Annotated in this window: 22 protein-coding genes; 13 read left to right on the top strand and 9 right to left on the bottom strand. The window is 69.9% G+C overall.

From position 1 onward, the window contains the following. Positions 1 to 14: 14 nt before the first annotated feature. A complete protein-coding gene (hrpA, locus tag ACWEOE_RS29350; RefSeq protein WP_452014746.1) occupies positions 15 to 3,896 on the top strand; it encodes an ATP-dependent RNA helicase HrpA in 3,882 nt (1,293 codons plus the stop codon). On the opposite strand, the gene ACWEOE_RS29345 is transcribed toward hrpA, so the two are convergent. Both ACWEOE_RS29345 and ACWEOE_RS29340 read right to left on the bottom strand, forming a co-directional pair. Then, entirely contained in the window at positions 3,889 to 4,287 is a 399-nt protein-coding gene (locus ACWEOE_RS29345; protein WP_452014744.1) for a hypothetical protein, read from the bottom strand. The two genes, hrpA and ACWEOE_RS29345, sit on opposite strands and share 8 nt — an antisense overlap. 154 nt (positions 4,288 to 4,441) lie before the next feature. Next, positions 4,442 to 5,314: an AraC family transcriptional regulator N-terminal domain-containing protein gene (locus ACWEOE_RS29340; protein WP_452014742.1), complete on the bottom strand. Its 873-nt coding sequence runs from the start codon at positions 5,312 to 5,314 to the stop codon at positions 4,442 to 4,444. 197 nt (positions 5,315 to 5,511) lie between these two features. Between ACWEOE_RS29340 and ACWEOE_RS29335 the strand changes: the two genes are divergently transcribed. Next, complete coding sequence (locus tag ACWEOE_RS29335) at positions 5,512 to 6,549, top strand: aldo/keto reductase (protein ID WP_452014740.1); 1,038 nt, start codon at positions 5,512 to 5,514, stop codon at positions 6,547 to 6,549. A gap of 388 nt (positions 6,550 to 6,937) precedes the next feature. Here the strand turns inward: ACWEOE_RS29335 and ACWEOE_RS29330 are convergent, their stop codons facing one another. Both ACWEOE_RS29330 and ACWEOE_RS29325 read right to left on the bottom strand, forming a co-directional pair. Continuing rightward, the gene (locus ACWEOE_RS29330; RefSeq protein WP_452014738.1) at positions 6,938 to 7,135 is read right to left on the bottom strand and encodes a hypothetical protein; all 198 of its coding nucleotides are present in this window, start codon (positions 7,133 to 7,135) and stop codon (positions 6,938 to 6,940) included. Positions 7,136 to 7,412: 277 nt separating this feature from the next. Then, positions 7,413 to 9,104, bottom strand: coding sequence for a bifunctional 3'-5' exonuclease/DNA polymerase (locus ACWEOE_RS29325; RefSeq protein WP_452014736.1), 1,692 nt, complete (start codon positions 9,102 to 9,104; stop codon positions 7,413 to 7,415). A gap of 152 nt (positions 9,105 to 9,256) precedes the next feature. Here ACWEOE_RS29325 and ACWEOE_RS29320 point away from each other — a divergent pair, with 152 nt between their 5' ends. Then, positions 9,257 to 10,882: an acyl-CoA synthetase gene (locus tag ACWEOE_RS29320; protein WP_452014734.1), complete on the top strand. Its 1,626-nt coding sequence runs from the start codon at positions 9,257 to 9,259 to the stop codon at positions 10,880 to 10,882. Between the two features lie 62 nt (positions 10,883 to 10,944). On the opposite strand, the gene ACWEOE_RS29315 is transcribed toward ACWEOE_RS29320, so the two are convergent. Next, a complete protein-coding gene (locus ACWEOE_RS29315) occupies positions 10,945 to 11,868 on the bottom strand; it encodes a hypothetical protein (RefSeq protein ID WP_452014732.1) in 924 nt (307 codons plus the stop codon). A gap of 389 nt (positions 11,869 to 12,257) precedes the next feature. On the opposite strand from ACWEOE_RS29315, the gene ACWEOE_RS29310 reads away from it, so the two are divergent. Genes ACWEOE_RS29310 through ACWEOE_RS29290 form a run of 5 tightly spaced genes read left to right on the top strand, consistent with a single transcriptional unit; the run spans position 12,258 to position 15,423 of the window. Then, on the top strand, positions 12,258 to 13,010 hold the full coding sequence (locus ACWEOE_RS29310; protein ID WP_452014730.1) for an SDR family oxidoreductase: 753 nt from the start codon (positions 12,258 to 12,260) through the stop codon (positions 13,008 to 13,010). 35 nt (positions 13,011 to 13,045) lie between these two features. Beyond that, complete coding sequence (locus ACWEOE_RS29305) at positions 13,046 to 13,702, top strand: histidine phosphatase family protein (protein WP_452014728.1); 657 nt, start codon at positions 13,046 to 13,048, stop codon at positions 13,700 to 13,702. A gap of 9 nt (positions 13,703 to 13,711) precedes the next feature. Beyond that, positions 13,712 to 14,629, top strand: a complete 918-nt coding sequence (locus tag ACWEOE_RS29300) for an SMP-30/gluconolactonase/LRE family protein (RefSeq protein ID WP_452014726.1) — start codon at positions 13,712 to 13,714, stop codon at positions 14,627 to 14,629. Positions 14,630 to 14,670: 41 nt separating this feature from the next. After that, a complete protein-coding gene (locus ACWEOE_RS29295) occupies positions 14,671 to 14,862 on the top strand; it encodes a hypothetical protein (RefSeq protein ID WP_452014724.1) in 192 nt (63 codons plus the stop codon). Positions 14,863 to 14,904: 42 nt separating this feature from the next. Next, positions 14,905 to 15,423, top strand: coding sequence for a 2-keto-4-pentenoate hydratase (locus tag ACWEOE_RS29290; protein ID WP_452014722.1), 519 nt, complete (start codon positions 14,905 to 14,907; stop codon positions 15,421 to 15,423). A gap of 61 nt (positions 15,424 to 15,484) precedes the next feature. Here the strand turns inward: ACWEOE_RS29290 and ACWEOE_RS29285 are convergent, their stop codons facing one another. Next, on the bottom strand, positions 15,485 to 16,255 hold the full coding sequence (locus ACWEOE_RS29285) for an Imm1 family immunity protein (protein ID WP_452014829.1): 771 nt from the start codon (positions 16,253 to 16,255) through the stop codon (positions 15,485 to 15,487). A gap of 316 nt (positions 16,256 to 16,571) precedes the next feature. Beyond that, on the bottom strand, positions 16,572 to 17,399 hold the full coding sequence (locus ACWEOE_RS29280) for a Scr1 family TA system antitoxin-like transcriptional regulator (protein WP_452014720.1): 828 nt from the start codon (positions 17,397 to 17,399) through the stop codon (positions 16,572 to 16,574). A 272-nt stretch (positions 17,400 to 17,671) separates the two neighbouring features. Here ACWEOE_RS29280 and ACWEOE_RS29275 point away from each other — a divergent pair, with 272 nt between their 5' ends. Both ACWEOE_RS29275 and ACWEOE_RS29270 read left to right on the top strand, forming a co-directional pair. Further along, positions 17,672 to 18,532 carry a helix-turn-helix domain-containing protein gene (locus tag ACWEOE_RS29275; protein ID WP_452014718.1) on the top strand — a complete coding sequence of 287 codons (861 nt, stop codon included), beginning with the start codon at positions 17,672 to 17,674 and terminating at the stop codon, positions 18,530 to 18,532. Further along, on the top strand, positions 18,519 to 18,782 hold the full coding sequence (locus ACWEOE_RS29270; RefSeq protein WP_452014716.1) for a DUF397 domain-containing protein: 264 nt from the start codon (positions 18,519 to 18,521) through the stop codon (positions 18,780 to 18,782). Before ACWEOE_RS29275 ends, ACWEOE_RS29270 begins: the two co-directional genes overlap by 14 nt. Before the next feature lie 74 nt (positions 18,783 to 18,856). Here ACWEOE_RS29270 and ACWEOE_RS29265 read toward each other — a convergent pair whose 3' ends face one another. Next, positions 18,857 to 19,684, bottom strand: a complete 828-nt coding sequence (locus ACWEOE_RS29265; RefSeq protein WP_452014714.1) for an enoyl-CoA hydratase family protein — start codon at positions 19,682 to 19,684, stop codon at positions 18,857 to 18,859. Continuing rightward, positions 19,681 to 20,373: an SDR family NAD(P)-dependent oxidoreductase gene (locus ACWEOE_RS29260; RefSeq protein ID WP_452014712.1), complete on the bottom strand. Its 693-nt coding sequence runs from the start codon at positions 20,371 to 20,373 to the stop codon at positions 19,681 to 19,683. The genes ACWEOE_RS29265 and ACWEOE_RS29260 overlap by 4 nt, the downstream gene beginning before the upstream one ends. A 122-nt stretch (positions 20,374 to 20,495) precedes the next feature. Between ACWEOE_RS29260 and ACWEOE_RS29255 the strand changes: the two genes are divergently transcribed. Genes ACWEOE_RS29255 through ACWEOE_RS29245 form a run of 3 tightly spaced genes read left to right on the top strand, consistent with a single transcriptional unit; the run spans position 20,496 to position 23,299 of the window. After that, positions 20,496 to 21,269 (top strand): PaaX family transcriptional regulator, encoded by a 774-nt coding sequence (locus tag ACWEOE_RS29255; RefSeq protein ID WP_452014827.1) that lies wholly within the window; start codon positions 20,496 to 20,498, stop codon positions 21,267 to 21,269. Positions 21,270 to 21,302: 33 nt separating this feature from the next. Then, entirely contained in the window at positions 21,303 to 22,094 is a 792-nt protein-coding gene (locus ACWEOE_RS29250) for a tryptophan 2,3-dioxygenase (protein ID WP_452014710.1), read from the top strand. 11 nt (positions 22,095 to 22,105) lie between these two features. Further along, the gene (locus tag ACWEOE_RS29245) at positions 22,106 to 23,299 is read left to right on the top strand and encodes a kynureninase (protein WP_452014826.1); all 1,194 of its coding nucleotides are present in this window, start codon (positions 22,106 to 22,108) and stop codon (positions 23,297 to 23,299) included. Positions 23,300 to 23,419: the final 120 nt, after the last annotated feature.

The raw sequence follows: 23,419 nt of genomic DNA, 5'->3' as shown, positions 1-23,419 counted from the left end.
TCCTCGAAACAAGTATGTCCACTCAATCCCCCCTCGACGCTCTGCGTGCGCGGCTGCCCGAGCTGATGGCGCGCGACGAGCACCGCCTGCGCCGCCGGCTCGACGGCGCGCGCCGCTCGCGCGACAAGCAGACCGTGGCCGAGCGCATCGAACCCGACGTGACCGCCGCCGAGCTGCGGGTGCAGCGCCGGCGCGCGAGCGTGCCCGAGATCGAATACCCCGAAGAGCTGCCCGTCAGCAAGCTCAAGGACGAGATCGGCGAGGCGATCGCCGCCAACCAGGTCGTGATCGTCGCGGGCGAGACCGGCTCGGGCAAGACGACCCAGCTGCCGAAGATCTGCCTCGAGCTGGGCCGGGGCATCCGCGGCCAGATCGGGCACACGCAGCCGCGCCGGCTGGCCGCGCGCACGGTGGCCGACCGCATAGCGAGCGAGCTCAAGACCGAGCTGGGCGACGCCGTGGGCTACAAGGTCCGCTTCACCGACCAGTCGGGCCAGGACACGCTGGTGAAGCTGATGACCGACGGCATCCTGCTCGCCGAGATCCAGACCGACCGCATGCTGCGCCAGTACGACACCCTCATCATCGACGAGGCCCACGAGCGCAGCCTCAACATCGACTTCATCCTGGGTTACGTCAAGCAGCTGCTGCCGCGCCGGCCCGACCTCAAGGTGATCATCACCTCGGCCACGATCGACCCCGAGCGCTTCTCGAAGCACTTCGACAACGCGCCGATCGTCGAGGTCTCCGGCCGCACCTACCCCGTCGAGGTCCGCTACCGGCCGATCATCGACCCGGAAGACCCCGAGGCCGACCCGGACCGCGACCAGACGCAGGGGATCCTCGACGCCGTCGCCGAGCTGAGCGCCGAGGGCCCCGGCGACGTGCTGGTCTTCCTCTCCGGCGAACGCGAGATCCGCGACACCGCCGATGCGCTGAACCGCCTCGACCTGCGGGGCACCGAGGTGCTGCCGCTCTACGCGCGGCTTTCGTCGGCCGACCAGCACCGCGTGTTCCAGCGCCACACCGGCCGCCGGATCGTGCTCGCGACGAACGTCGCCGAGACGTCGCTGACCGTGCCGGGCATCAAGTACGTCGTGGATCCGGGCAACGCGCGCATCTCGCGCTACAGCCACCGCACGAAGGTGCAGCGGCTGCCGATCGAGCCGATCTCGCAGGCCTCGGCCAACCAGCGCAAGGGCCGCAGCGGCCGCACGTCCGACGGCATCTGCATCCGGCTCTACTCCGAAGAGGACTTCGAGTCGCGGCCCGAGTTCACCGATCCCGAGATCCTGCGCACGAACCTTGCGTCGGTGATCCTGCAGATGACCTCGCTCGGGCTGGGCGACATGGCGGCGTTCCCGTTCGTGGAGCCGCCGGACCGCCGCCAGGTCACCGACGGTGTGCAGCTGCTGCAGGAGCTCGGTGCGTTCGAGCCGGCCGACACCTCGCGCCTCACCGAGATCGGGCGCAAGCTCGCGCTGCTGCCGGTCGACCCGCGCATGGGCCGCATGGTGCTGGAGGCCGCGCGGGGCGGCTGCGTGCGCGAGGTCATGATCATCGCCGCGGCACTGTCCATTCAGGACCCGCGGGAGCGGCCGGCGGAGAAGCAGCAAGCGGCCGACCAGCAGCACGCCCGCTTCGCCGACCCGACGTCGGATTTCCTCGCGTACCTCAACCTGTGGGAGTACGTGAGCGAGCAGCAGAAGGCGTTGACGGGCAACCAGTTCCGCCGGCTGTGCCGCAACGAGTACCTCAACTACCTGCGCATCCGCGAGTGGCAGGACATCTTCAGCCAGCTGCGTCAGCTGGCCAAACCGCTCGGCATCTCGCTCAACACCACCCCGGCCGACCCGCAGCACGTGCACACCGCGCTGATCGCCGGGCTGTTGTCCCACATCGGGCTCAAGGACCCGGCCAAGGGCGACTACCTCGGCGCCCGTGGCGCGCGGTTCTCGGTGTTCCCGGGCTCGGCGCTGTTCAAGAAGCAGCCGCGCTGGGTGATGTCGGCCGAGTTGGTGGAGACGTCGCGGCTGTGGGGGCGCGTGAACGCGCGCATCGAGCCCGAGTGGGTGGAGCCGCTGGCCGCGCACGTGGTCAAGCGGTCGTATTCGGAGCCGCACTGGGAGCGCAAGCAGGGCGCGGTGATGGCGGTGGAAAAGGTGACGCTCTACGGCGTGCCGCTCGTTGCCGACCGCCGCGTGAACTACGGGCGCATCGACCCGGAGCTTTCGCGCGAGCTGTTCATCCGCCACGCCCTGGTGGAGGGCGACTGGCACACCAACCACCACTTCTTCGCCGAGAACCGCGCGCTGCTCGACGAGGTCGAGGACCTGGAGAACCGCGCCCGCCGCCGCGACATCCTCGTGGACGACGAGACGCTGTTCGAGTTCTACGACAAGCGCGTGCCCGCCGACGTGGTGTCCGTGCGCCACTTCGACAGCTGGTGGAAAAAGGCCCGGCGCGCCGACGCCGACCTGCTGTCGTTCGAGAAGTCCATGCTCATCAACGAAACCGCGGGCAGCGTGCGTGAGTCGGACTACCCCGACTCGTGGACGCAGGGCACGCAGGTCTTCGGGCTCACCTACCAGTTCGAGCCGGGTGCCGATGCCGACGGCGTGACCGTCCACATTCCGCTGCCCGTGCTGAACCAGGTGACCCCCGACGGTTTCGACTGGCAGGTGCCGGGGCTGCGCGCGGAACTGGTCACGTCGCTGATCAAGTCCCTGCCGAAAGCCCTGCGGCGCAACTTCGTGCCCGCTCCCGACACGGCGGCGTATGTCCTTTCGCGAGTGTCGCCTTCGGACGGTCCGCTGCTCGAAGTGCTGTCCGACGAGCTGTTCGCGCTGCGCGGGGTCGACGTGCCGCCGGCGGCGTACGAGGTGTCGACCGTGCCCGACCACCTGCGGGTCACGTTCCGCGTGCTCGACGACCGCGGCCGCAAGGTGGCCGAGGGCAAGGACCTGGAGGCGCTCAAGCTGCGCCTCGCCCCGAAGGTCCGCGAGACGATCTCCAAGGCCGCCAACAGCATCGAGAAGGCGGGCCTGGTGAAGCCTTCCTTCGGCTCCCTGCCGCAAGTTTTCGCCTCCACCCAGCGCGGCCACGACGTCAAGGCGTACCCGGCGCTGGTCGACGAGGGTTCCTCGGTGGCCGTCCGCCTGCTCGACACCCCCGCCCAGCAGCAGCACGCCATGTGGGCCGGCACCCGCCGCATGCTGCGGCTGAACCTGAACTCGCCGATGAAGTTCATCACGCGGTCGCTGTCGAACTCGTCGAAACTCGTGCTCAACCGCAACCCGCACGGCAGCGTCGCCGCCCTGCTGGAAGACTGCGTCGACTGCGCCGTGGACTCCTTGATGACTTCGCACGGCGGCCCGGTCTGGGACGAGGCCGCCTTCGCCTCGCTGCTCGAGCACGTCCGCGCCGGCCTGAACCCGGCCGTGCTGGCGGTGCTGACGGACGTCGAACGCATCCTGCGCGCCACCATCGACGTCGAGACGCTCCTGCCCGACACCCGCGGCCCCGCCGATTCCCTGGCGGACATGCGTGCCCAGCTCACGGGCCTCGTCCACGCCGGCTTCGTCACCGAAACGGGCGCGGCCCGCCTGCGCGACGTCGAACGCTACCTGCGGGGCATCTCCCGCCGCCTGGACAAACTCGTCTCGGAGCCGACCCGCGACCTGCAACGCACGGCGGACATCGCGTGGATCACGGAGGAGTACCGGACTGCGCTGGCGTCCCTGCCGCCGGGCACGTCGTCGCCCGCCCTGACGGAAATCCGGTGGGGCATCGAGGAACTGCGGGTTTCGTTCTTCGCGCAGACACTGGGAACGGCGTACCCGATCTCGCTGAAACGCCTCACGAAGTCCCTGGACGACGCGGTTGCGGCTATTTGACGACCAGCGTCACGGTGGCGACGCCCGCGGACACCATCCCGGCGAGCGCGGACAAGGACGCGGCCTTGCCGCCGATGCTGGTCAGCACGGTGGCCGCGGCTCGACTCCACGCTTGCTGCCTCACGGCAAGCTTGAGCTTCTCGAACTTGTGCTGTCGCAGGTGGCAGCCGAGCAAGATGCCGTTGGCATTGTTGCGGCACAGCTGATTCGCGCGCGTCGGGGCGCAGCACCACATCGGTGCCTGGAACAGGCAGTAGAGCACCACGAGACCCGACATGATCGCGATGGCCGCCGGTCCGACCGACGGCACGAACCAGCAGCACCCGACGGCGGCGAGGACCAGGTATCCCCACAATCGGCCCAGCTTGCGTTTCGTGGCTTTCCTGATCATGCGAAAAAAACGTACTGACCGTCACGCGGATTCGGCTACCTGCTCGCGAGGGAATTCCGCGCTGTTGGCGATGTGGTAACTGTACACTGCGCGATCTTCGTTGCCCCGAAAGGAGTTCCGCCCGTTGCGCCGTGTGGTCCCTGGGTCGGAAGGTTCAGCTGATCCCCGCCCTGAGCCGGGTCGAGTCCTGGCCCGGGGGGACACCGAACTGGCGGCGGTATTCGCGGCTGAACTGGGAGGCGCTGTCGTAGCCCACGGCGTAGCCGATGGAAGCCACGTCGTCGTCGGTGCGGCTCAGGAGGAGCAGGCGGGCCTCCTGGAGGCGGATGTGTTTCTGGTACTGGATGGGCGTCATGGCCGTGACGGCGCGGAAGTGGCGGTGGAAGGAAGACTCGCTCATCGCGGCGAGGCGGGCGAGGTCCGCGATGCGCAGGGACTCCGCGTGGTGGTCGCGGATCCAGCGGATGGCGCGCCCGACGTGCGAGAGGCTGCTGTCGGCGAGGCCGATCTGCCGGATCGTCGCGCCCTGGGGGCCGGTGACCAGGCGCCAGAGGATCTCCTTCTCGATGAGTGGCGCGAGCACGCGGCGGTCGGCCGGCTGGTCGGTGAGGCGCAGCAGCCGGACGAACGCGTCGAGGAGCTCGGGTGAGGCGTCGCTGACGGTGATGGCCGAGGGCGTGGCCGGGGCCGAGGTGGTGGTGCCGGTTTCGAGCAGCAGAGCGGCCAGGGCTTCGGGTTTCAACACCAGGCCGGCGCCGAGGAACGGGCGCGTCGGGCCGGCCTCGATGAAATGGCCGGTCACGGGCATGTCGACGGTGACGACGAGGTACTGGCCGGCGCCGTACTCGAACGTGCGGTCACCGGTGCCGATGCGTTTGCGGCCCTGCGCGACGACGGCGAGGACCGGGCCGGTCAGGGCGGCCGCGGGCTCGGTGGGGGCGGGTTCGTTCGACAGCATGAGGCCACCCGGCAGGTCGGTGCGGCCGGCGTGGCGGGTGATCAGCGTGCGCAGCTCGTCGAGGGACACGTGCTCGATTCGACCACGGTTGGCCGGGGTGGGCAACTGGCGATCGTGACAGGATCAGGCAAGAGGTGAGGAGTTTCGGGCTCACGGTCCCGGGCGGACGGCTGCTGGAATCAAGGGGTAGGCGAACCAGCGAGCTGTCAGGAGAAATCCCTGTGAGTCTTGATTCTTACGTCCACCTCGGCCGGTCCGGTCTCGTCGTGAGCCCGTTCTGCCTCGGGGCGATGAACTTCGGTGAGGACACCGGTGTCGGCTGCAGTGTCGAGGAGTCGGAGAGGATCCTGCAGACGTACATCGAGGGGGGCGGGAACTTCATCGACACGGCGAACTTCTACACGAACACGCACTCGGAGAAGATCGTCGGCGATTTCCTCGGGGCACGGCCTGGGCTGCGGGATCGGGTGGTGCTGGCGACGAAGTTCTTCGTGAACCTGCACCCCGGGGATCCGAACGGCGGCGGCGCCGGGCGAAAGGCGATCTTGCACCAGCTGGAGGATTCGTTGCGGCGGCTGGGGACGGATTACCTGGATGTGTACTACCTCCACAACTATGACCGGTTCACGCCGGTCGAGGAGACGTTGCGGACGCTCGACGATCTGGTCTCCGCCGGCAAGATCCGGTACGTGGGTTTCTCGGACACGCCGGCGTGGTTCACGGCCAAGGCGCAGACGATCGCCGATTTTCGGGGGTGGGCGCCGGTGGTCGGGTTGCAGATGGAGTATTCGCTGTTGGAGCGGACGATCGAGGGGGAGTTGTTGCCGCTCGCGGAGGACGCCGGGATGGCGATATTGCCGTGGAGTCCGTTGAAAAGCGGCTTCCTGTCCGGCAAGTACACCCGGGAGGGCGCTGCGGCGGATACCCGTCGTGGGGCGGCGTTCGGGGTGGGGCCGACGGAGGAACAGTTCCGGGTGATCGATGTTGTGGTGGGGATTGCGAAGGAGCTCGGGGTGAGCCCGGCGGCAGTGGCGTTGGCTTGGGTGCAGGGACGGCCGGGGATTACCTCGACGTTGATCGGGCCGCGGCGGGTGGAGCACTTGACGGAGAATCTGGCGGCGCTGGAGCTCACGCTGAGTGCCGAGCAGGTGGCGGCGTTGGATGAGGTTTCGGTGCCGCGGCTCAACTTTCCGGCTGAGTTGAATCGGGATGTGGCGCCGATGTTGCGGTATGCGGGGGCGACGGTGGATGGGCGGGAGCATGGGGTTTATCCGCCGTTGTTGCAGAATTCTGTGCGGTATTGATCGCGGGGCACGCTCGGCGCGCGGGGCGCGCCATTGCGCTTGGGGTGGTGGGTGGGCACCCCGATTTTCCAGTGTGTGGGAGAAAAGAATCGGGGGCTGGGCGGGGGAAAAGTGCGGGGAGGTTTGGTGGGGGTTGAGTTGTGTTGCCGGGTGGCGGTTGTGTGTGTGCGCGCCTGGGCTTGGGTGGGGTTGGGGTGAGGTGGGCGGCTGGCGGTTGGTGGGTCGCGCCTGGCCTGGGTAGGTGGGCGGCTGGTGTTCGGGGCCTGCGTAGGTGATGAGGTGGGCGGTCTGGCGGCGACATCGCCGAAGCCGAGGCGTACGGGGGCGGCTTGGCTCAGCGGGAAATCCGGCAGTGCAGATGCCCAGCGAGTCAAAGGGGGCCGTGAGGTCAGTCGCCCGAGAAGCCCCAGAAGCAGACCTCGGTGGGAGTGCCGTCCTGGTAGATCACCAAGCTGCGGCCCGTCCAGCGGTCGCCCAGGAGGGCGTCGAGTGAGGAGGACGAGCGGTCGAAGTCGGCCGTGGTGGGTTGCTGGGTGCCGAATACGTCGGCGAGTTCGGTGGAGCTCAACGGCCGGATGACGCCCACTGCGTCGTCCTCGGAGATTTCGTGGGTGTCGAGCAGGGAGTGGGTGCCGCAGTCCCAGAAAGTTCGTTGTCCTTCGCCGCGTCGAGGTCGGCGAGGGTGGTGGGGCGGGGCAGTGCGTCGGGGACGAGCTCGGGATTGAAATCTTCCCACGGCCACACGTAGTCGCCGCTGGACAGGAGTTGCGTTTGGACGAATCTGTGTGTTGCTTTGACGCTGCCGGCGTAGGGCGCGCGGTACTGCCAGCCTGAGGCTCCCACTGAGATCTCCTTCGGATGGGTTATTTCGCATCTGCGTAGGTGTCGACGGCGAGGGCCTGCATCGGGAAGTGCACGGGGCACGCATCACCGAACAGCAACCGGGCCGACTCCGCGACGGTCGACTCGATCAGCTCCGAAACCGCCGGAGCCAGCTCGGCCGGGGTGTGCACGATCACCTCGTCGTGCTGGAAGAAGACCAGGTGGGCGGGAGCGGGCAGGCGGCCGCGCAAGGTGGCCAGCAGCACGGCGGTGAGGTCGGCCGCGGAGGCCTGCACGACGAAGTTGCGCGTGAAGCGCCCCCAGCCGCGGGAGGCGCGGCGGGCGCGGGTTTCCGTGGCTTCGTCGTCGGCCAGGCCGCCGGTGAGGGCGCGCCACGCGGCGGACGGAGCGGGAGAGGTGCGGCCCAGCCGGGAGCGCACGCGCTCACCGCGCTCGCCGGCCGCCGCGGCTTGCTCCACATAGGACACAGCGTCGGGGAAACGCTGGCGCAGCAAGGCGAGCAGTGGGCCCGCTTCGCCGGACGTGCCGCCGTACATGGCCGACAGCATGGCGATCTTCGCGCGCGAACGGTCGTCGGACGAACCCGAAGGCGGCGGGACGTAGCGCGCGCCGGAAAACAGCGCCTCGGCCAGCCGTGCGTACAGGTCCGTGGCCGCCGAGACCTCCGCCAGCCGACGGTCGCCGGACAGGGCCGTGAGCACGCGGGGTTCGAGCTGCGCGGCGTCGGCGACCACGAGCTTCCAGCCCGGATCGGCGCGCACGCACGTGCGCAGCACCTTCGGGATCTGCAGCGCCCCGCCCCCGCGGGTGGCCCAGCGGCCGGAGACCACACCGCCGACCACGTAGTGGGGGCGGAAGCGGCCGTCGGTGACCCATTCGTCGAGCCAGGCCCAGCCGTTGGCCGAGTGCAGCCGCGAAAGCTCCTTGTACTCCAGCAGCGGCGCGACGGCCGGGTGGTCGATGCCGCGCAGCAGGTACTTCCGCGCGGCCGGCACCTCGATGCCCTCGCGCGCCAGCGCGCGGATGACACTCGGCGACGAATCGGGGTTCACCGGCCGGCCGCCGAACGCGTCGGTGATCCGCGCGGCCAGCGAAACCAGCGCCTTCGGCCGCTGCCCCGACGGCACCCGCGGCCCGAGCCGCGTCTCCAGCAACGTCCGGTGCAGGTCCGCCCGCCACGGCAGCCCCGCCGCCGACATCTCCGCCGCCGCGAGCGCGCTCGCCGACTCGGCCGCCAGCAGCAGCCGCATCCGCCCTGGCGAAGCGACGGCGGCCACGCGTTTCTCCTGCTCCGCCAGCACGCGCCGGGCGGCGTCGACCACCGTGACCCCGTCGGGCAACCCAGGGCCACGCGGCGAGAACAGCGTGGGTTGCGCCGCTTCACCGAACGCGGGCCCGTCGTCGGGCGGCTCCTCGCCCCGCGCCCTCGCCCACGCCGCGCGCAGGCTGCGGGACTCGCCCTCGCGTCCCTCGTACGCGAGCAGCAGCCCCTCCGCCAGGCCCAGGTCGTGGCACCGGCCCAGCCGCACCCCCGCGTCGATCAGCTTCGGGTACAGCTCGTCGACCGAGGGCAGCACCCAGCGCGGCGCCTCGGCCTCCTCGAGCCGCCGCACCTCGGCCACCCACTCGGCCGCCGACAGCCCGCGGGAGGTCCCCGCCGGCGTCGAGATCGTGTAGCCGGAGTCCTCCTCCAGGCCGGTGATCACCTGCACGCGTCCATTGTGCTCGGGGGCACCGACAATTTCGGTCACCGAGCCCGGCCGCCGCGACTGGTGCGGGCGTCGCCGGCTTGGTCTACTGTCGAGTAGCCGACCATACCGACGGTACGGGCGGCGTTCCCCGAAGCAGCGACGGAGGTGCCCGGATGAAGGTGTTCGGTCTCGCCGGCCAGGTCACGGACAAGGTGGCCGAGACCGTGCGCAGCATCGACGTGATGCGCCGTGCGGGACTCGTGCCGTTCCCGCGGCTCGACGAGGGCGTGCGCTCGGTCGTCGCCATCCGGAAGTACGGCCCGTTCGCCGGCGCCAACCACATCGCAGCGCGCCGTGACCCCTCGGCCGTCGGGATCGTCGACGAGCTCGGTCCCCTCACCTACAAGCAGCTCGACGACCGGTCCAACGCGCTGGCCCGCGCCTGGTCCGAGCGCGGCCTGAAGCCCGGCACCGTGATCGCCGCGCTGTGCCGCGACCACCGCGGGCTCGTGCTCACGATGGCCGCCGCCGGCAAGCTCGGCGCGCGCCTGCTGCTGATGAACACCGGCTTCGCCAAGCCGCAGCTGGCCGACGTCGCGCAGCGCGAACAGGTCGCCGCGCTCGTCTACGACCAGGAGTTCACCGGCCTGCTCGACGCGATGCCCGCCGGCGTCGACCGCTACCTCGCGTGGGTCGACGAGCCGGGTGAGAGCTCCGTGCCGGTGCTCGACGAGATCATCGCCAGCACCGACGACCGTCCGCTGCCCGCGCCCGCCAAACCCGGCGGGTTCGTGCTGCTCACCAGCGGCACCACCGGCACCCCGAAGGGCGCGCCGCGGCCGCACACGTCGCCGCTCGCGTCGGCGCAGTTTCTCGACCGCATCCCGCTGCGCGCGGGCGAAGCGACGTACATGGGCGCGCCGCTGTTCCACGGCACGGGGCTTTCGCAGTTCATCCTGAGCTTCGCGCTCGGCTGCACGGTGGTGATGCGGCGGAAGTTCGATCCGGAGCTCACGCTGAAGGGCGTCGCCGAGCACCGGTGCACGGCGCTCGTGCTGGTGCCGACGATGCTGCAGCGGATCGTCGACCTGCCGGCGTCGGTCCGTTCGCGGTACGACACGTCTTGCCTGCGGATCATCTTCGTCGCGGGGTCCGCGCTGTCGCCCGACCTGGGCAACCGGGCCAACGAACAGTTCGGTGACGTCGTCCACAACCTGTACGGGTCAACGGAAGTCGCCGTCGCGACCGTGGCCACGCCGGAGGACTGGCGGCGCGCGCCGGGCACCGTCGGCCGCGCGCCCGTGGGTTGCCGCGTCGCGCTGTACGACGAGCACGGCGCCCGCATCACCGAGCCGAACGTGACGGGCCGCGTGTTCGTCGGCAGCGGACTGAGCTTCGGCGGCTACACCGACGGCCGCCACAAGGAAATCATCGACGGTTTGCTGTCGAGCGGCGACGTCGGCCACTTCGACTCCGACGGCCTGCTCTTCATCGACGGCCGCGACGACGAGATGATCGTCTCCGGCGGCGAGAACGTCTTCCCCGTCGAGGTCGAAAACCTCCTCGTCGAACGCGACGACGTGATCGAGGCCGCCGTGATCGGCGTCGACGACGAGCAGTTCGGGCAGCGGCTGAAGGCCTTCGTGGTGCGGGGCGAGAACTCCAGCCTCGATGCCGACGGGGTGCGGGAGTACGTGAAGGCGAACTTGGCGCGGTACAAGGTTCCTCGGGATGTGGAGTTCCTGGAGGAACTGCCTCGCAATGCCACGGGGAAGGTGTTGCGGAACAAGCTGAGCTGAGCCCCAGGAAGCTGAGCCCCAGGAAGCTGAGTCCCAGAAAGCTGAGTCCCCGGAAGCTGAGCTCACTCCCACCCGATCCCGAAGATCCCCGGCCCGAAATCCAGCGCCACCGCGTGCACCCCACCGGCGGAGTCCAACCGCAACCGACGGCGGGACGGTGCCGGATCGCCGCGGGTGTACTGCCAGCAGCGCACCGGCTCGGCCTCCGGGGCGAAGCGGATCTCCAGCAGGTACTCCCGCACCGGACGGCGGAACTCGCGGTAGTGCGTGGCCCGGCACTGCGGATACGGCGGCCCCGCGTTGGTCAGCGAGTACTCGATCAGGTGCGTCTCACCGCGGTCGAGACCGCGGTCGAAGAGGAGTTCGGCGACCAGGATGCCGTGCCGCGGATCGGACTCGACGCGGCCGACGCGGCAGTTGCGCACGGCGTGGACCTGCGGCACCGACGCGGCGTCGTCCTGGGCGTAGACGAGGAGCCAGCGGTCGAGGCCGTCGGCGCCGGCCTGGAAGACGGCGCGGGAGGTGACTGCGGCCTGGCCCCCGTCGGCGGCGATTTCACAGCGGTCGTGGAGGCCGACGAGCTTGAGGTGCTGCTGCTGGTCGAGCATGTTCGGCGCGCCGACGCGGTCCAGGAGCGGCTGGAGGGTCTCGCGGGTGAACGTGAGCGGTTCCTCGCCGACGCGGTCGCGGCGGGTCGCGCCACGCGGGCGGGGCGGGGGGAGCAGGCCGAGCAGCGAGCCGGCCGGAACGTCGAGGATCTCCTCCAGCACGCGCACCGCCGAGAGAGACCCGGCGCGTTCGGGCTGGCGTTTGCCCGACTGCCAGTAGCTCAGCGCCGTGACGCTGACGGCCGCGCCCCGGGCCCGCAGCCGGGCCTGGATGCGGTCGAGCGACAGGCCGCTGGCGGTGATCGCCGCGCGCAGCGCGCTCGCGAACGCGGTCCGGGCGCCCTCGGTGCCGGATTCGTCCGAACGTCCACCAGTCATGCCCCCACCCGCGGTCCGAGAAGCCGAAAACCGTGGTCCGAAAACCCATGGTCTGCCGAACCGAGTGTGAAGAAAACCCACAGTGTCCGAACCGACACTCCAGACCGTATCAGCACCCGACCAGGCACTCCGCGTCACCACTGGGGCGAACGGGCTAGTACTGGCAACTGTGAACCATTGCCCTGACCTGCGGGGTCGCGTTTGTATGGCCATCGAGGCCCGCGCCGGCGATCCCGGTGCGGCGCACCAGCTTCGGCCCCGGCCCGCGGTCCGCGCCCCGCGCACGGCCGGCGGCCGTACCGAGTACCGGTGGCCCGGCGATGCCCCCAGCGCCGGGCCACCGGTCAAGGAACCCGGCCCGGCGGTTACCACCCGGTACGATCCGGCGCATGGCCCTGCGGAAGAACATCCTGATCACCGGCGCCAGTTCGGGCCTCGGCCAAGGCATGGCACGCCAGTTCGCGGCGCGCGGCCGCAACCTCGCCCTCTGCGCGCGGCGCACCGAGCGGCTCGACGAGCTGACGGTCGAACTGAAGGCCGCCTACCCCGGGATCACGGTCGTCACGCGCCGGCTCGACGTCAACGACCATGACCGCGTGTTCACCGTCTTCGAACAGTTCCGCGGCGAGCTCGGTTCGCTCGACCGCGTGATCGTGAACGCCGGCCTCGGCAAGGGCCAGCCCATCGGCACAGGCCGCTTCGACGCCAACCGCCAGTCGATGGAGACCAACTTCATCGCCGCGGCCGCGCAGATCGAGGCGGCCGTCGGCATCTTCCGCGAAACGGGCGAAGGCCACCTCGTGGTGGTTTCGTCGTTCAGCGGCATCCGCGGCCTGCCGAAGAACCTCACGTCGTACTCCGCCGCGAAGGCCGGCATCTCGACGTACGCGGCCGGCACGCGCGTGGAGCTGCGCAACACGAACATCCGCGTCACGGACCTGCGCCCCGGTTTCATCGCGTCGGAGATGACCGCGCGCAAGGCCAATACGTTGTTCCTCACCAGCGCCGAGGCGGGCGCCCGGGCGCTGGCCAAGGCGATCGAGGCCGAGCCGAAGGTGGCCTACATCCCACCGTGGCCGTGGAAGCCGATGAGTGTCGTCATGCGAGTGCTGCCCGCCGCGTGGCTCGGCAAGTTCTCCTGAACCCCGCGAAAATCCCGCGACAAGGAGCGAATGCGTTGGGTGCGATCTACCTCGTCCGCCACGGTCAGGCCTCGTTCGGCGCGGCCGACTACGACGCGCTGTCCGAGCGCGGGTTCGAACAGTCCATTGTGGTCGGTCAGGAGCTCGCGCGCCGCGGCGTCGAGTTCGCGCAGGTGCGCTCCGGCACGCTCGCCCGCCAGCGCGACACGGCCGCGACGGCGCTGAAGGTGCTCGGCACCGACGTGCCGGTGGTCGAGGACCCGCGGTGGAACGAATACGACCACGTGGACATTTCGCTCCACCACGCCGGCGGCGCCCCACAGCGGGACTCCCGTGAGTACCAAGGCCTGCTCGACACCGCACTGGGCGCGTGGGTCGCGGCCGGCGCCGGCGGCCCGTGCGCCGAGCCGTGGCCGGCATTCCTCGAGCGCTGCACGGCCGCGCTGGCCGACCTGGTCGCGTCGCTCGGCAAGGGCGAGAGCGCGCTCGTGTTCACCTCCGGCGGCGTGATCGGCACACTCGCCGGCGCGATCCTGGGCGTGCCCGAGGTCGGCTTGCTGAAGTTCAACCGCGTCACCGTGAACACCGGCATCACCAAGCTCACCTCGGGCCGCGGTGGCGTGAACCTGTTGACGTTCAACGAACACCCGCACTTCGAAGCGGAGGCGGCGAAGCTGCTCACCTATCGGTAGGAGGTCGTGATGGACTTCGGTGACGTCGAACTGGTCCCGGTCAACGGGCACGCACCCGAAGACGTGGTGGTCGACGCCGAGGGCCGGGTCTACACCGGCGTCGACGACGGGCGCATCCTGCGCGTGAGCCCCGGCGGCCGCGGCATCGACGTCCTCGGCGACACCGGCGGCCGCCCCCTCGGGCTGGAGCTCTTCGGCGACGACCTGCTCATCTGCGACGCCCGAGCCGGCCTCCTCACGATGCCCCTGGCCGGCGGACCGGTGCGCACGCTCGCGACGTCCGCCGCCGGCCTCGACCTGGTGTTCTGCAACAACGCGGCCGTCGCGGCCGACGGCACCGTGTACTTCACCGATTCGTCGCGCCGCTTCGGCATCGACCGCTGGCGCGACGACCTCATCGAGCAAACCGCCGGCGGACGCCTGTTGCGCCGCACGCCGGACGGCACCATCGACCTCGTCGCCGACGGCCTCCAGTTCGCCAACGGCGTCGCCCTGCCCCCGGACGAGTCCTTCGTGGCCGTCGCGGAGACCGGCGAGTTCCGCGTCACGCGCTTCTGGCTGCACGGCACGAGCCAGGGCCGCCGCGACACCCTCGTCGAGAACCTGCCCGGCTTCCCCGACAACATCTCCACCGGCAGCGACGGGCTCATCTGGGTCACGCAGGCGTCCGTGCGGGTGCCCGCTCTCGACGCGGTCCGCCGCCTGCCCTCGGGTTTGCGGGCGTTCGTGCGCGCGTTGCCGCCCGCTCTGCAACCCGCGCCGGGCCGCCAGGTCGGCGTGCTCGGCGTCGCCGCCGACGGCGCCGTCGAACACGAGCGCTGGGGCGAGATCCCCGGCTTCCACATGCTGGTCGGCGTCCGCGAGCGCGCGGGCACCCTGTGGTTCGGCTCGCTGGAAGGCACCGCGCTCGCCCGCACCGCCGTGTGATCAGATGTCCGGGCCCATCCCGGACCCTGAGGAGCACACCCGTGGCGGACGACGACCTGGCCCAGCGCTTGACCAAAGCCACCCACGGCGGCCCGGCCGTGCCGCCTGAGTCTCTCGATCTCGCGCAGGCCCAGCGCATCTCCCGAGCGACCCGCGACCTCGCGCTGGCCGCGGGCGATCGGGTGGCGGGCTACAAGGTCGGCCTGACCAACCAGCCGGCCCGCGACGCTTAAAAAGCCACGGAACCCGCGTTCGGCCGCGTCTTCGCGTCCACGGTGCTGGCGCCCGGGCAGGTGTTGGCGACGGCCGACCTGTTCGTTCCTCGTGCGGAGATCGAGATCGCCTTCATCCTCGGCCGGCCCGTGTCCGGCCCCGGCGTGACCGCCGCGGACGTCCTCGCCGCCACCGACGCGGTCGCCCCGGCGTTCGAGATCGTCGACTCCCGCTGGGCCGGCGGGCCGACAACGCTGGCCATGCTGGTCGCCGACAACTCCCTGGCCTCCCACGTCGTGGTCGGGCCGCGCGTTCCGGTGCCTGGCGGCCTTTCGGGCGTGGCGTGCGTTTTGAACGTCGATGACCGCGTCGTCCCCGGCTCCGCGGCGGCGGTGATGAACGGCGACCCGGCCGCTGCCGTGGCTTGGCTGGCGAACCACCTGGCTTCTGCTGACGAAGAGATCCCGGCCGGCTCGGTGGTCCTCACGGGAACGTTGTGCGCTCCGACGCCGTTCGTGGGCGGGGAGACGCTGGTCGCCGAGGTGTCGGGACTGGGTGGGCTCACGTTGCAGACTTCGTGACCGGCAGGCCGCTCGTCACGGGTCACTGGGCGCGGACGCGCGCGGTCACCGTCCACCGTGGTCACGCGTCGCGCCAGGGCACGGTTTCCGGCAGCTTCCGCGTGCGCACGAACTCCCGGACGGCCGCGACGACCTGAGCGGCGGGAAGCCCGGTCCCGGCGGGGAAGTTCGCTTCGCACGGCGCATCGGGGGAGGCGGGGTCGCCGTCGGTGATGAGGTATCCGGCGTCGCCCGCGTACAGCATGTAGCCCCAGTTGTCCCGGATGTGGACTTCCAGCGCGGTGTCGGCGGTTTGGATGGACGCGGAGTCGGCCCACGGTTCGGCGAGCAACTCGGCCAAGCGCTGCACATCTGCGTCGGTGTCGAGCGGGAGTCGCCGGCCGCCCTGAACGCCGTCGCGGAAGGTGGGAACGCTCGCGCTGAGAGTCATTGCTGCTCCGTTTCGGTGCCGTGCCCCCGGCGGCAGAAGCCGCGCAAGGTACTTGTCGCACGTGAAAGGGTCGTCCCGGTCGAATTCGCGAGTGCCGCACACGGGCCGGTCCATCACCACCGTTTCGTCCCGCAACCCGCGCCCCCACATCGATAAGGCGACCTTGACCTCGACGTGCCGGGCAAGTTGGGACGCCGGACGCGGCAAGTTGTTGTCGCGGATGAACCGCACTGCGGCGGCGTGGTGTTCGTCGCCACCACCGCTGGCCATTCGCACAGACCATCCGTCCGAGCACAGCCATTCACCGCGCGCTTGGCTGCCGCGTACGTGTGACTCGCCGACCCGGACACGGCTTGCTCGATCCGGTCCGCCTGGGCCGGAGGCGTCCGCCCGGCAAAGCAGGCGGCGGGGCGGCCGATGATGGGATTCCCGCGCCGAGTGCGGTGAGGTAGCCGGTGAGCAACTGTTCCGCTTGGGTGATGGCGGCGTGTCGTTCGCCGATGCCAGAGGCCACGGAATCGGCGATGGCGGGAAGTTGCGCCGCGTCCGTATCGCCGGTGCCCGCTAACGCCCGCGTCCAGCTCAGCTTCACCTCACCCATGAGGCTGTGCGCACGTGTGAGCGAGGTTCGCGCAGTGGCAATCAGTGTGAGAACAATCCGGACTCGTTCGGCCAATCCCTCGACTGCCACAATCGCACCCCCTTGCGACGCGAGCTGTTATTTTGCGTGACTCAGCTGCTCTGCCACCAGTTCTTCGGTTTCTGCCAGGGTGAGGGCCGCCTTGGCGAGGTGTTTGGCCGCTGTGGTGTATTCGGCCACGGCGTCATCGGAGGTGAGGTACACGGTGGTGTGCCGGTGCCGCAACGCGACGGTCGGTTTGCGGCCGGGCGTGCGGTACACGACGAAGCCCGGCAGGTCGTGCTGTTCCTGCGGCACCACGCGGATCTTCCCGGCGGCGCCGGCCATCACGGTGAGCAGGTGCTGCAGCTGGGCCGCCATGGTCGCGGGGTCGATGACCGGGTTCGTGAGGGACTGGTGGCCGAGGAACCACTCCCGCGTGGCCGGTTCGGGGCCGGTGGCCTGGTCGGTCTCGGCCGTCAGCTCGAACAGGTAGCTTTCGGCGTCGGCGCCAGGGCGAGTGGTGTGTTCGACCATGGCCCACGTGTACGCGCGCGTCTGCAGGTGGATCGGCAGGAACGTCGGCGCCCACTCGGTGATCTTCGAGGCGGTGCGGTTGTACGCGGTCGCCAACCGAGCCGGACGGACCGGCAGGATTTCGGCGTGCATGGCGTTGGTCGCGTTCGCGGCGAGGGTCAGCAGGCGGTCGTACTCGGCCGAGGGCAGGCGCAACAGCCCGAGCAGGTACGAGAGCCGATCCAGCTGCGGGACGCGGCGTCCGCCCTCCCAGTTGGCGAGGCTGCCGAGCGGCACCCCCGAGCGACGCGCCAGCTCCCGCACGCCGAACTTCGCCTGCTCACGCGCGGCCTTCAGCCCCGCCCCCAGCTCGATCAGCACGGGAGAGGTGGCGCTCAAGTCGTTAGCCATCGTGACCTTCTTCGGAGGAAGTAAAGCGCCGAACCCCGACGGGCCTTGTCCGCAACGTCGGGGTTCGCGCCCTGCGCCCGCCCCAGCCTTGCGCGGACACAGCCTTGGGAACCCGGCCGACACGGTGTCGGGGCAACCACGCCGACCGGGAGTTGATGCGGTACCTTGGTACCGATGGTGCGGATCCAATGGTGACGTTTGGAAACGTGGATGCGCAATGACCTGATCGGGTGAGGTCTCCGCACGTGTTCGAGGTGCGTATCCTCTGGTGCATGGCTGGTACCACCCCGAAGAGCAGGGCGCTCGGTGCGGAACTCCGCAAGGCTCGCGAAGCAGCGGGGCTGACTGTTCGTGGGCTCGCTTCGCTGCTGGAGATCTCGCACGCCACGGTGAGTCGCTGGGAAACCGGCGATCGGCTGGTGCAGCCGGAGAATGTGTCAGCCTACTTGGTCGCCTGCAAGGCGCCGGCCGAAGTTCGCGACGAGCTAGTGGAGATGTCCCGATACACCGAGAGTGCTCGGTGGCTGTCGATGGGCATGCCCGATCTGAAGCTTCAGCTGGCTGCGCTGCTTGAGATTGAGGCGAATGCCAAGGTGATCACCAATGTCGCACCGCTGCTCGTGCCGGGGTTGCTGCAGACAGGTGAATATGTTTTCGCGGTCATGCAGGAGGGCGGTGTGCCGCCCTCTGAGATCCACACTCGGGTCGCCACGCGGATCGGTCGGCAGCATTCGATCACCCGCCGCCGCAATCCGGTGGAGTTGCGCGCCTATATCGGCGAGGCTGTGTTGCGCGGCGGCATCGGTGGCGATGAGGTGATGGGAGACCAGTTGGATGCCTTACTCGAATTCGGCCAGCTGCCGAATGTCGAGATTCGGGTCATCCCGACCAACGGTCCATGGCACGTTGGCCTGGAGGGAATGTTCACCTACACCGAGTCGGAGGATGGCACACCGATTGTGCACCTTGAGACCCGTGTATCTGGGTTGTTCCTGCACGAGCCGGATGATGTTCGTGCCTACAAAGATGCTCTGCCGAGATTGGCGGAGGTCGCGATGAGTTCTGCAGACAGCGCCGCCCTCATCGCGGAGGTGTCATCAGATGTGAGGAGGAGGCTTCATGAAGGTAACTGACTGGTCTGATGCTGGCTGGCGAAAGTCAAGCTATAGCACGAACACCGAGAGCTGTGTCGAGGTGAATATGCCTGCCAGCCCTGACAATTGGCGGAAGCCGAGTCGGAGCCAGAACGGCAACAACTGTGTGGAAGTTGCGCTCAGTGCGGCTGTCGTTGGTGTGCGGGACACCAAGGATCGTGCCGGTGGTGAGCTGGCCGTCGCGGGTGTGGCGTGGCGGGCGTTGACCGAGAAGATCGTGCGCGACTGAAGTAGCAACCAACAGAACCGATGCCCCGGCACACCCCAGCCGTGCCGGGGCATCGTTCTGTCAGGATGAAGAACTCACCGCCCGGTCCACTGTGGACTACGCCCGGCCGACCAGGCGGCGTAGAACTCCTTGTGGTCGTGCGCCGTCATGAGCAGGGCCTGGGTCATGGCCTCCAGCTCGATCGACGACCCCAGGTCCATGTCCAGCTCACGGGTGAGCAGCACCTTCGTGGTCGAGTACGCCAGCGCGGGACCGTCGGCGAGGCGGCGGGCCAGCGCAAGAGCCGTCGAAGCCAGTTCGGCGTCCTCCACCACCGACGTGGCCAGGCCGATGGCCTCCGCCCGGGCCGCTTCGAGCTTGTCGCCGAGCATCAGCAGCTCCGTGGCGCGCCCGAGGCCCACCAGGCGCGGCAGCAAGTACGCCGAGCCCATGTCCGCGCCCGCCAAGCCCACCTTCGTGAACAGGAACGCGAACTTCGCCGACTCGGCCAGGATCCGGAAGTCCGACGCCAGCGCGATGACCGAACCGGCGCCGGCGGCGACACCGTTCACGGCGGCGATCACGGGAATGGGCGTCTCCCGCAGGGCCTTCACCACGGCGCCCGTCATGCGGGTGAACTCCAGCAGCTCGGCGGTCTCCATCTTCTGCAGCTCGCCGATGATCTCCTCGACGTCGCCGCCGGAACAGAAACCGCGGCCCTGCCCGGTGATCACCAGCACCTTCACGTCACCGCGGTGGGGGAGCTCCGAAACCAAGTCCCGCAGATCGGCGTACACGTCGAAAGTCAGCGCGTTGAGCTTCTCTGGGCGGTTGAACGTCAGGGTGGCCACGCCGTCGTCCACGGTGAAGTCGAAGTGGTCCCACGACTTCGTGAGCGGGGGCGTCGCGCGGAACGGGCTCATTTCTGGATTCCTCCACCATCGAGTACGAGGGTCTGTCCGTTGATCGCGGCCGCTGCCTCGGCGGCGAAGAACGCCACCGCGAACGCGACCTCCGAGGGTTCGAGCAGCCGCCCGAGCGGGGACGCGGCGGCCAGCGCGGCCTCGGCGTCGGCTTCGTCGCGGCCGGTGCGTTCGCGGATGCGGGCGACCGAGCCGGCCGTCATGTCCGTGCGCACGAAGGCGGGACACACGGCGTTGGCCGTCACGCCGGTGCTGGCGAGTTCGGCCGCGACCGCGCGCATCAAGCCGACGGCCGCGTGCTTGGACGCCGTGTAGCCCGTGGTGTAGCGGTAGCCCACGTGCCCGGCGGTCGAGGCGACCGTGACGATGCGGCCGCGGTCGCGTGAGCGCATGCCGGGCAGCACCTCGCGCGTGCAGAGGAACGCGCCGGTCGCGTTCACCTCGAACTGACCGCGCCAGTCGTCGAGCGAAGTCTTCGCGGTGGGGGCGCTGGAGGAGATGCCGGCGTTGTTCACGAGCACGTCGACCGGGCCCAGGTCGGCGAAGTAGGCGCGCACCGCGTCCTCGTCGGTCACGTCGCACTCGCGTCTACCGGGCGCGTGCACCGTGTCACCTGCGGAAACGAAGTGTTCGGCGATCGCGGCGCCGATGCCGCGCGTGCCGCCGGTGACGACCACCAGCCGTTTCATCCAGCCTCCTGACAACCTGCTCGCCCAAAAACTACACCGCAGCGGGCTGAGGTGTATAGAGTCACGCTGTGCCCGAACCGCGAGCGCCCGAACCCACGCCCACCGGCCCTCAGGAGCTGGTGATGACGCTGCTGGGCAGCTACGTGCGCCCGCGCGAGAGCCGCCGCGTCTGGTCGGGCGGCCTCGTGGCGCTGCTCACCGAGCTGGGGTTCTCCGACGGCGCCGCGCGCATCGCGCTCACCCGGCTGGTCAACCGCGACCTGCTGGCGCGCCACCGCGAAGGCCGGCTGGTGCACTACTCGCTCACGAGCCGCACCGTCGCGGTGCTTGCGGACGGCGACCGGCGCATCTTCAGCCTGGGCCGGCGCGACCGGCCCGCCGGCACGTGGACGGTGCTGTGGCAGAGCATCCCCGAAACCCGCCGCCAGGCTCGCGAGACGCTCGTGCGGCGCCTGCGCTTCCTCGGCTTCGGCCCGGTGCAGGACGGTACCTGGCTCGCGCCCCACGACCGCGAGGCCGAAGTGCTGGAGCTGCTCGCCGAGCTGGGCGTGACCGAGCACGCCGGGTTGATGCTGGGCACGCCGTCGGCGGCGCTGGACGTGCGCCGGTTCGCCGGGCGCGCGTGGGATCTCGACGAGCTGTCCGCCCGGTACGACGCCTTCGTGACCGAGTTCGGTGAACACGACGGGGACCTGCCCGACGAGCGGGCGTTCGCCGTGCGGACGAGACTGGTGCACGAGTTCCGCGTGTTCCCCTCGCTCGACCCCGAGCTGCCCGGCGAGCTGATCCCCGCGCCCGGCCGGCGCGCGGCGGCCGTCGAGCTCTTCCACGACCTGTACGCGGCGCTCGCGCCCGCGGCGCAGCGGCACTTCGACCGTGCCGTGCAGACTCGGTGACGGACCCGGTGACGGTGAAACAGTGAGGACCCCATGACGCAAACCGACGACACGCAGGCCGCGCTGAGCTACACGTCGTACCTCGCGCTCGACGAGGTGCTCGCCGCCCAGCGCCCGCGTTCCGACGAGCACGACGAGCTGCTGTTCATCGTGATCCACCAGGTGTACGAGCTGTGGTTCAAGCAGATCCTGCACGAGGCGGAGTTCCTGCAGGCCAACCTCGAAGCCGGCAACACCGCGCACGCGATCCGCACGTTGCGGCGCATCCTCACGGTGCTGAAGGTGATCGTCGCGCAGCTCGACGTGCTGGAGACCATGACGCCCAGCCAGTTCACGAGCTTCCGGGCGCGCCTCGATCAGTCGAGCGGCTTCCAGTCGGCGCAGTTCCGCGAGCTGGAAGCGGTGCTCGGCCGCCGCGACGAGCGCGTGTTCGCCCACTACCCGGAAGACGGGGAGCAGCGCGCTCGCATCTCCGCGGCGATGCGTCGGCCGTCGATCTTCGACTCGTTCCTGACCTACCTCTCGACCCGCGGTTACGACGTGCGGGTCGATCGGGACGTCACGCGGCCGGTGGCGCCGTCGGCGGAACTGCAGGCGGTACTGCTGAAGGTGTACCAGGACGACGGCGGCCCCTCGGTGGTCGCGGAGTGTCTCGTCGACCTCGACGAAGGGATGCAGGAGTGGCGCTACCGGCACGTGAAGATGGTCGAGCGGACCATCGGCGACAAGACCGGGACCGGTGGGTCGTCGGGCGCGGCCTACCTGCGGACCACGCTGTTCCAGCCGATGTTCCCGGACCTGTGGGCCGTGCGGAGCAAGCTGTGACGACGCAACCCGTGACGACGCTGGAATCCTTGCGCGCCAACGACAACGCGCTCGCGCCGCACTACTCGCGCTTCCGCGTGGCCGACCGGCTTCTGCTCTCGGCGCACTCGCACCAGGCCTGGCCCGACGTCGCGGAGGAGGGCCTGCTGGAGGCGTTCGCCGACGCCGCGCGTGACGTCGACGAGAAGTGGGCGGCCGCGTTCGCCAAGGCCGACGAGCTGCGGGCCGGGTTCCGCGCGCTGCTGTCGGATCCGCACGGCGAGTACGCGCTCGGCGCCAACACCCACGACCTCGTGATCCGGTTCCTCTCGGCGATCGAGCTGCGGTCGCGACCGCGGCTGGTGACCACCGACGGCGAGTTCCACACCCTGCGCCGGCAGCTCGCGCGGCTGGAGGAGGAGGGCGTCGAGGTCGTGCGCGTGCCCGTGGAGCCGGTGGCGACGCTGGCCGAACGCCTGGCGGACAAGAGCACCGATCGGACCGCGGCGGTGCTCGTGTCCGCGGTGCTGTTCGAGACCTCGCGGCTCGTGCCGGGGCTCGCGCACCTGGCCGACGTGTGCCGGGGTCAGTCGGTGGAGCTGGTCGTGGACGCCTACCACGCACTGGGCGTGGTGCCGTTCTCGCTGCACGACCTGGGGCTCACCAACGCGTGGGTGGTCGGCGGCGGCTACAAGTACCTGCAGCTGGGTGAGGGCAACTGCTTCCTGCGCCTGCCCGCCCACGCGCAGGAGCTGCGGCCGGTCGTCACGGGCTGGTACGCGGAGTTCGGCGCGCTGGCGGATCGCCAACGGCCGGATCGGGTCGCGTACGCCCCGGGTGGTGACCGGTTCGCCGGCGCGACCTACGACCCGTCGAGCCACTACCGCGGCGTGCGGGTGCAGCAGTTCTTCGCGTCGCAGGGGCTGACGCCGGAGTTCCTGCGCGAGGTGTCGCAGCACCAGGTGGGGCTGCTGGCGCAGTGCTTCGACTCGTTGGGGTTGCCGGCCGAGGTCGTGTCGCGGGATCGGGAGACGCCGCTGGAGATGATCGGCGGGTTCCTGTCGCTGCGGAGCCCGGCGGCCGGTGCGTTGCAGCAGGCGCTGGCCGCCGACGGGGTGCGGACCGACAGCCGCGGCTCCCACCTGCGGTTCGGGCCCGCGCCGTACCTGTCGGACGCGCAACTGGAGGCGGCGATGGCGACGCTCGGGAAGGTCGCCGCGCGCTGATCGACGACCTGCGGTGGTCGATCAGCGCGGATGGCTCTAGGTTGGCGGTGTGCGGGGTGGACGACCTCCGTCCGGCACACCACCTTCCGGAGCACGCGGCCACGAACCGCGGGCGGTCAG

The organism is Amycolatopsis sp. NPDC004368, from assembly GCF_053602515.1.
The sequence above is the reverse complement of the archived record's forward strand: the minus strand, read 5'-3'. Positions and strand labels throughout refer to the sequence as shown.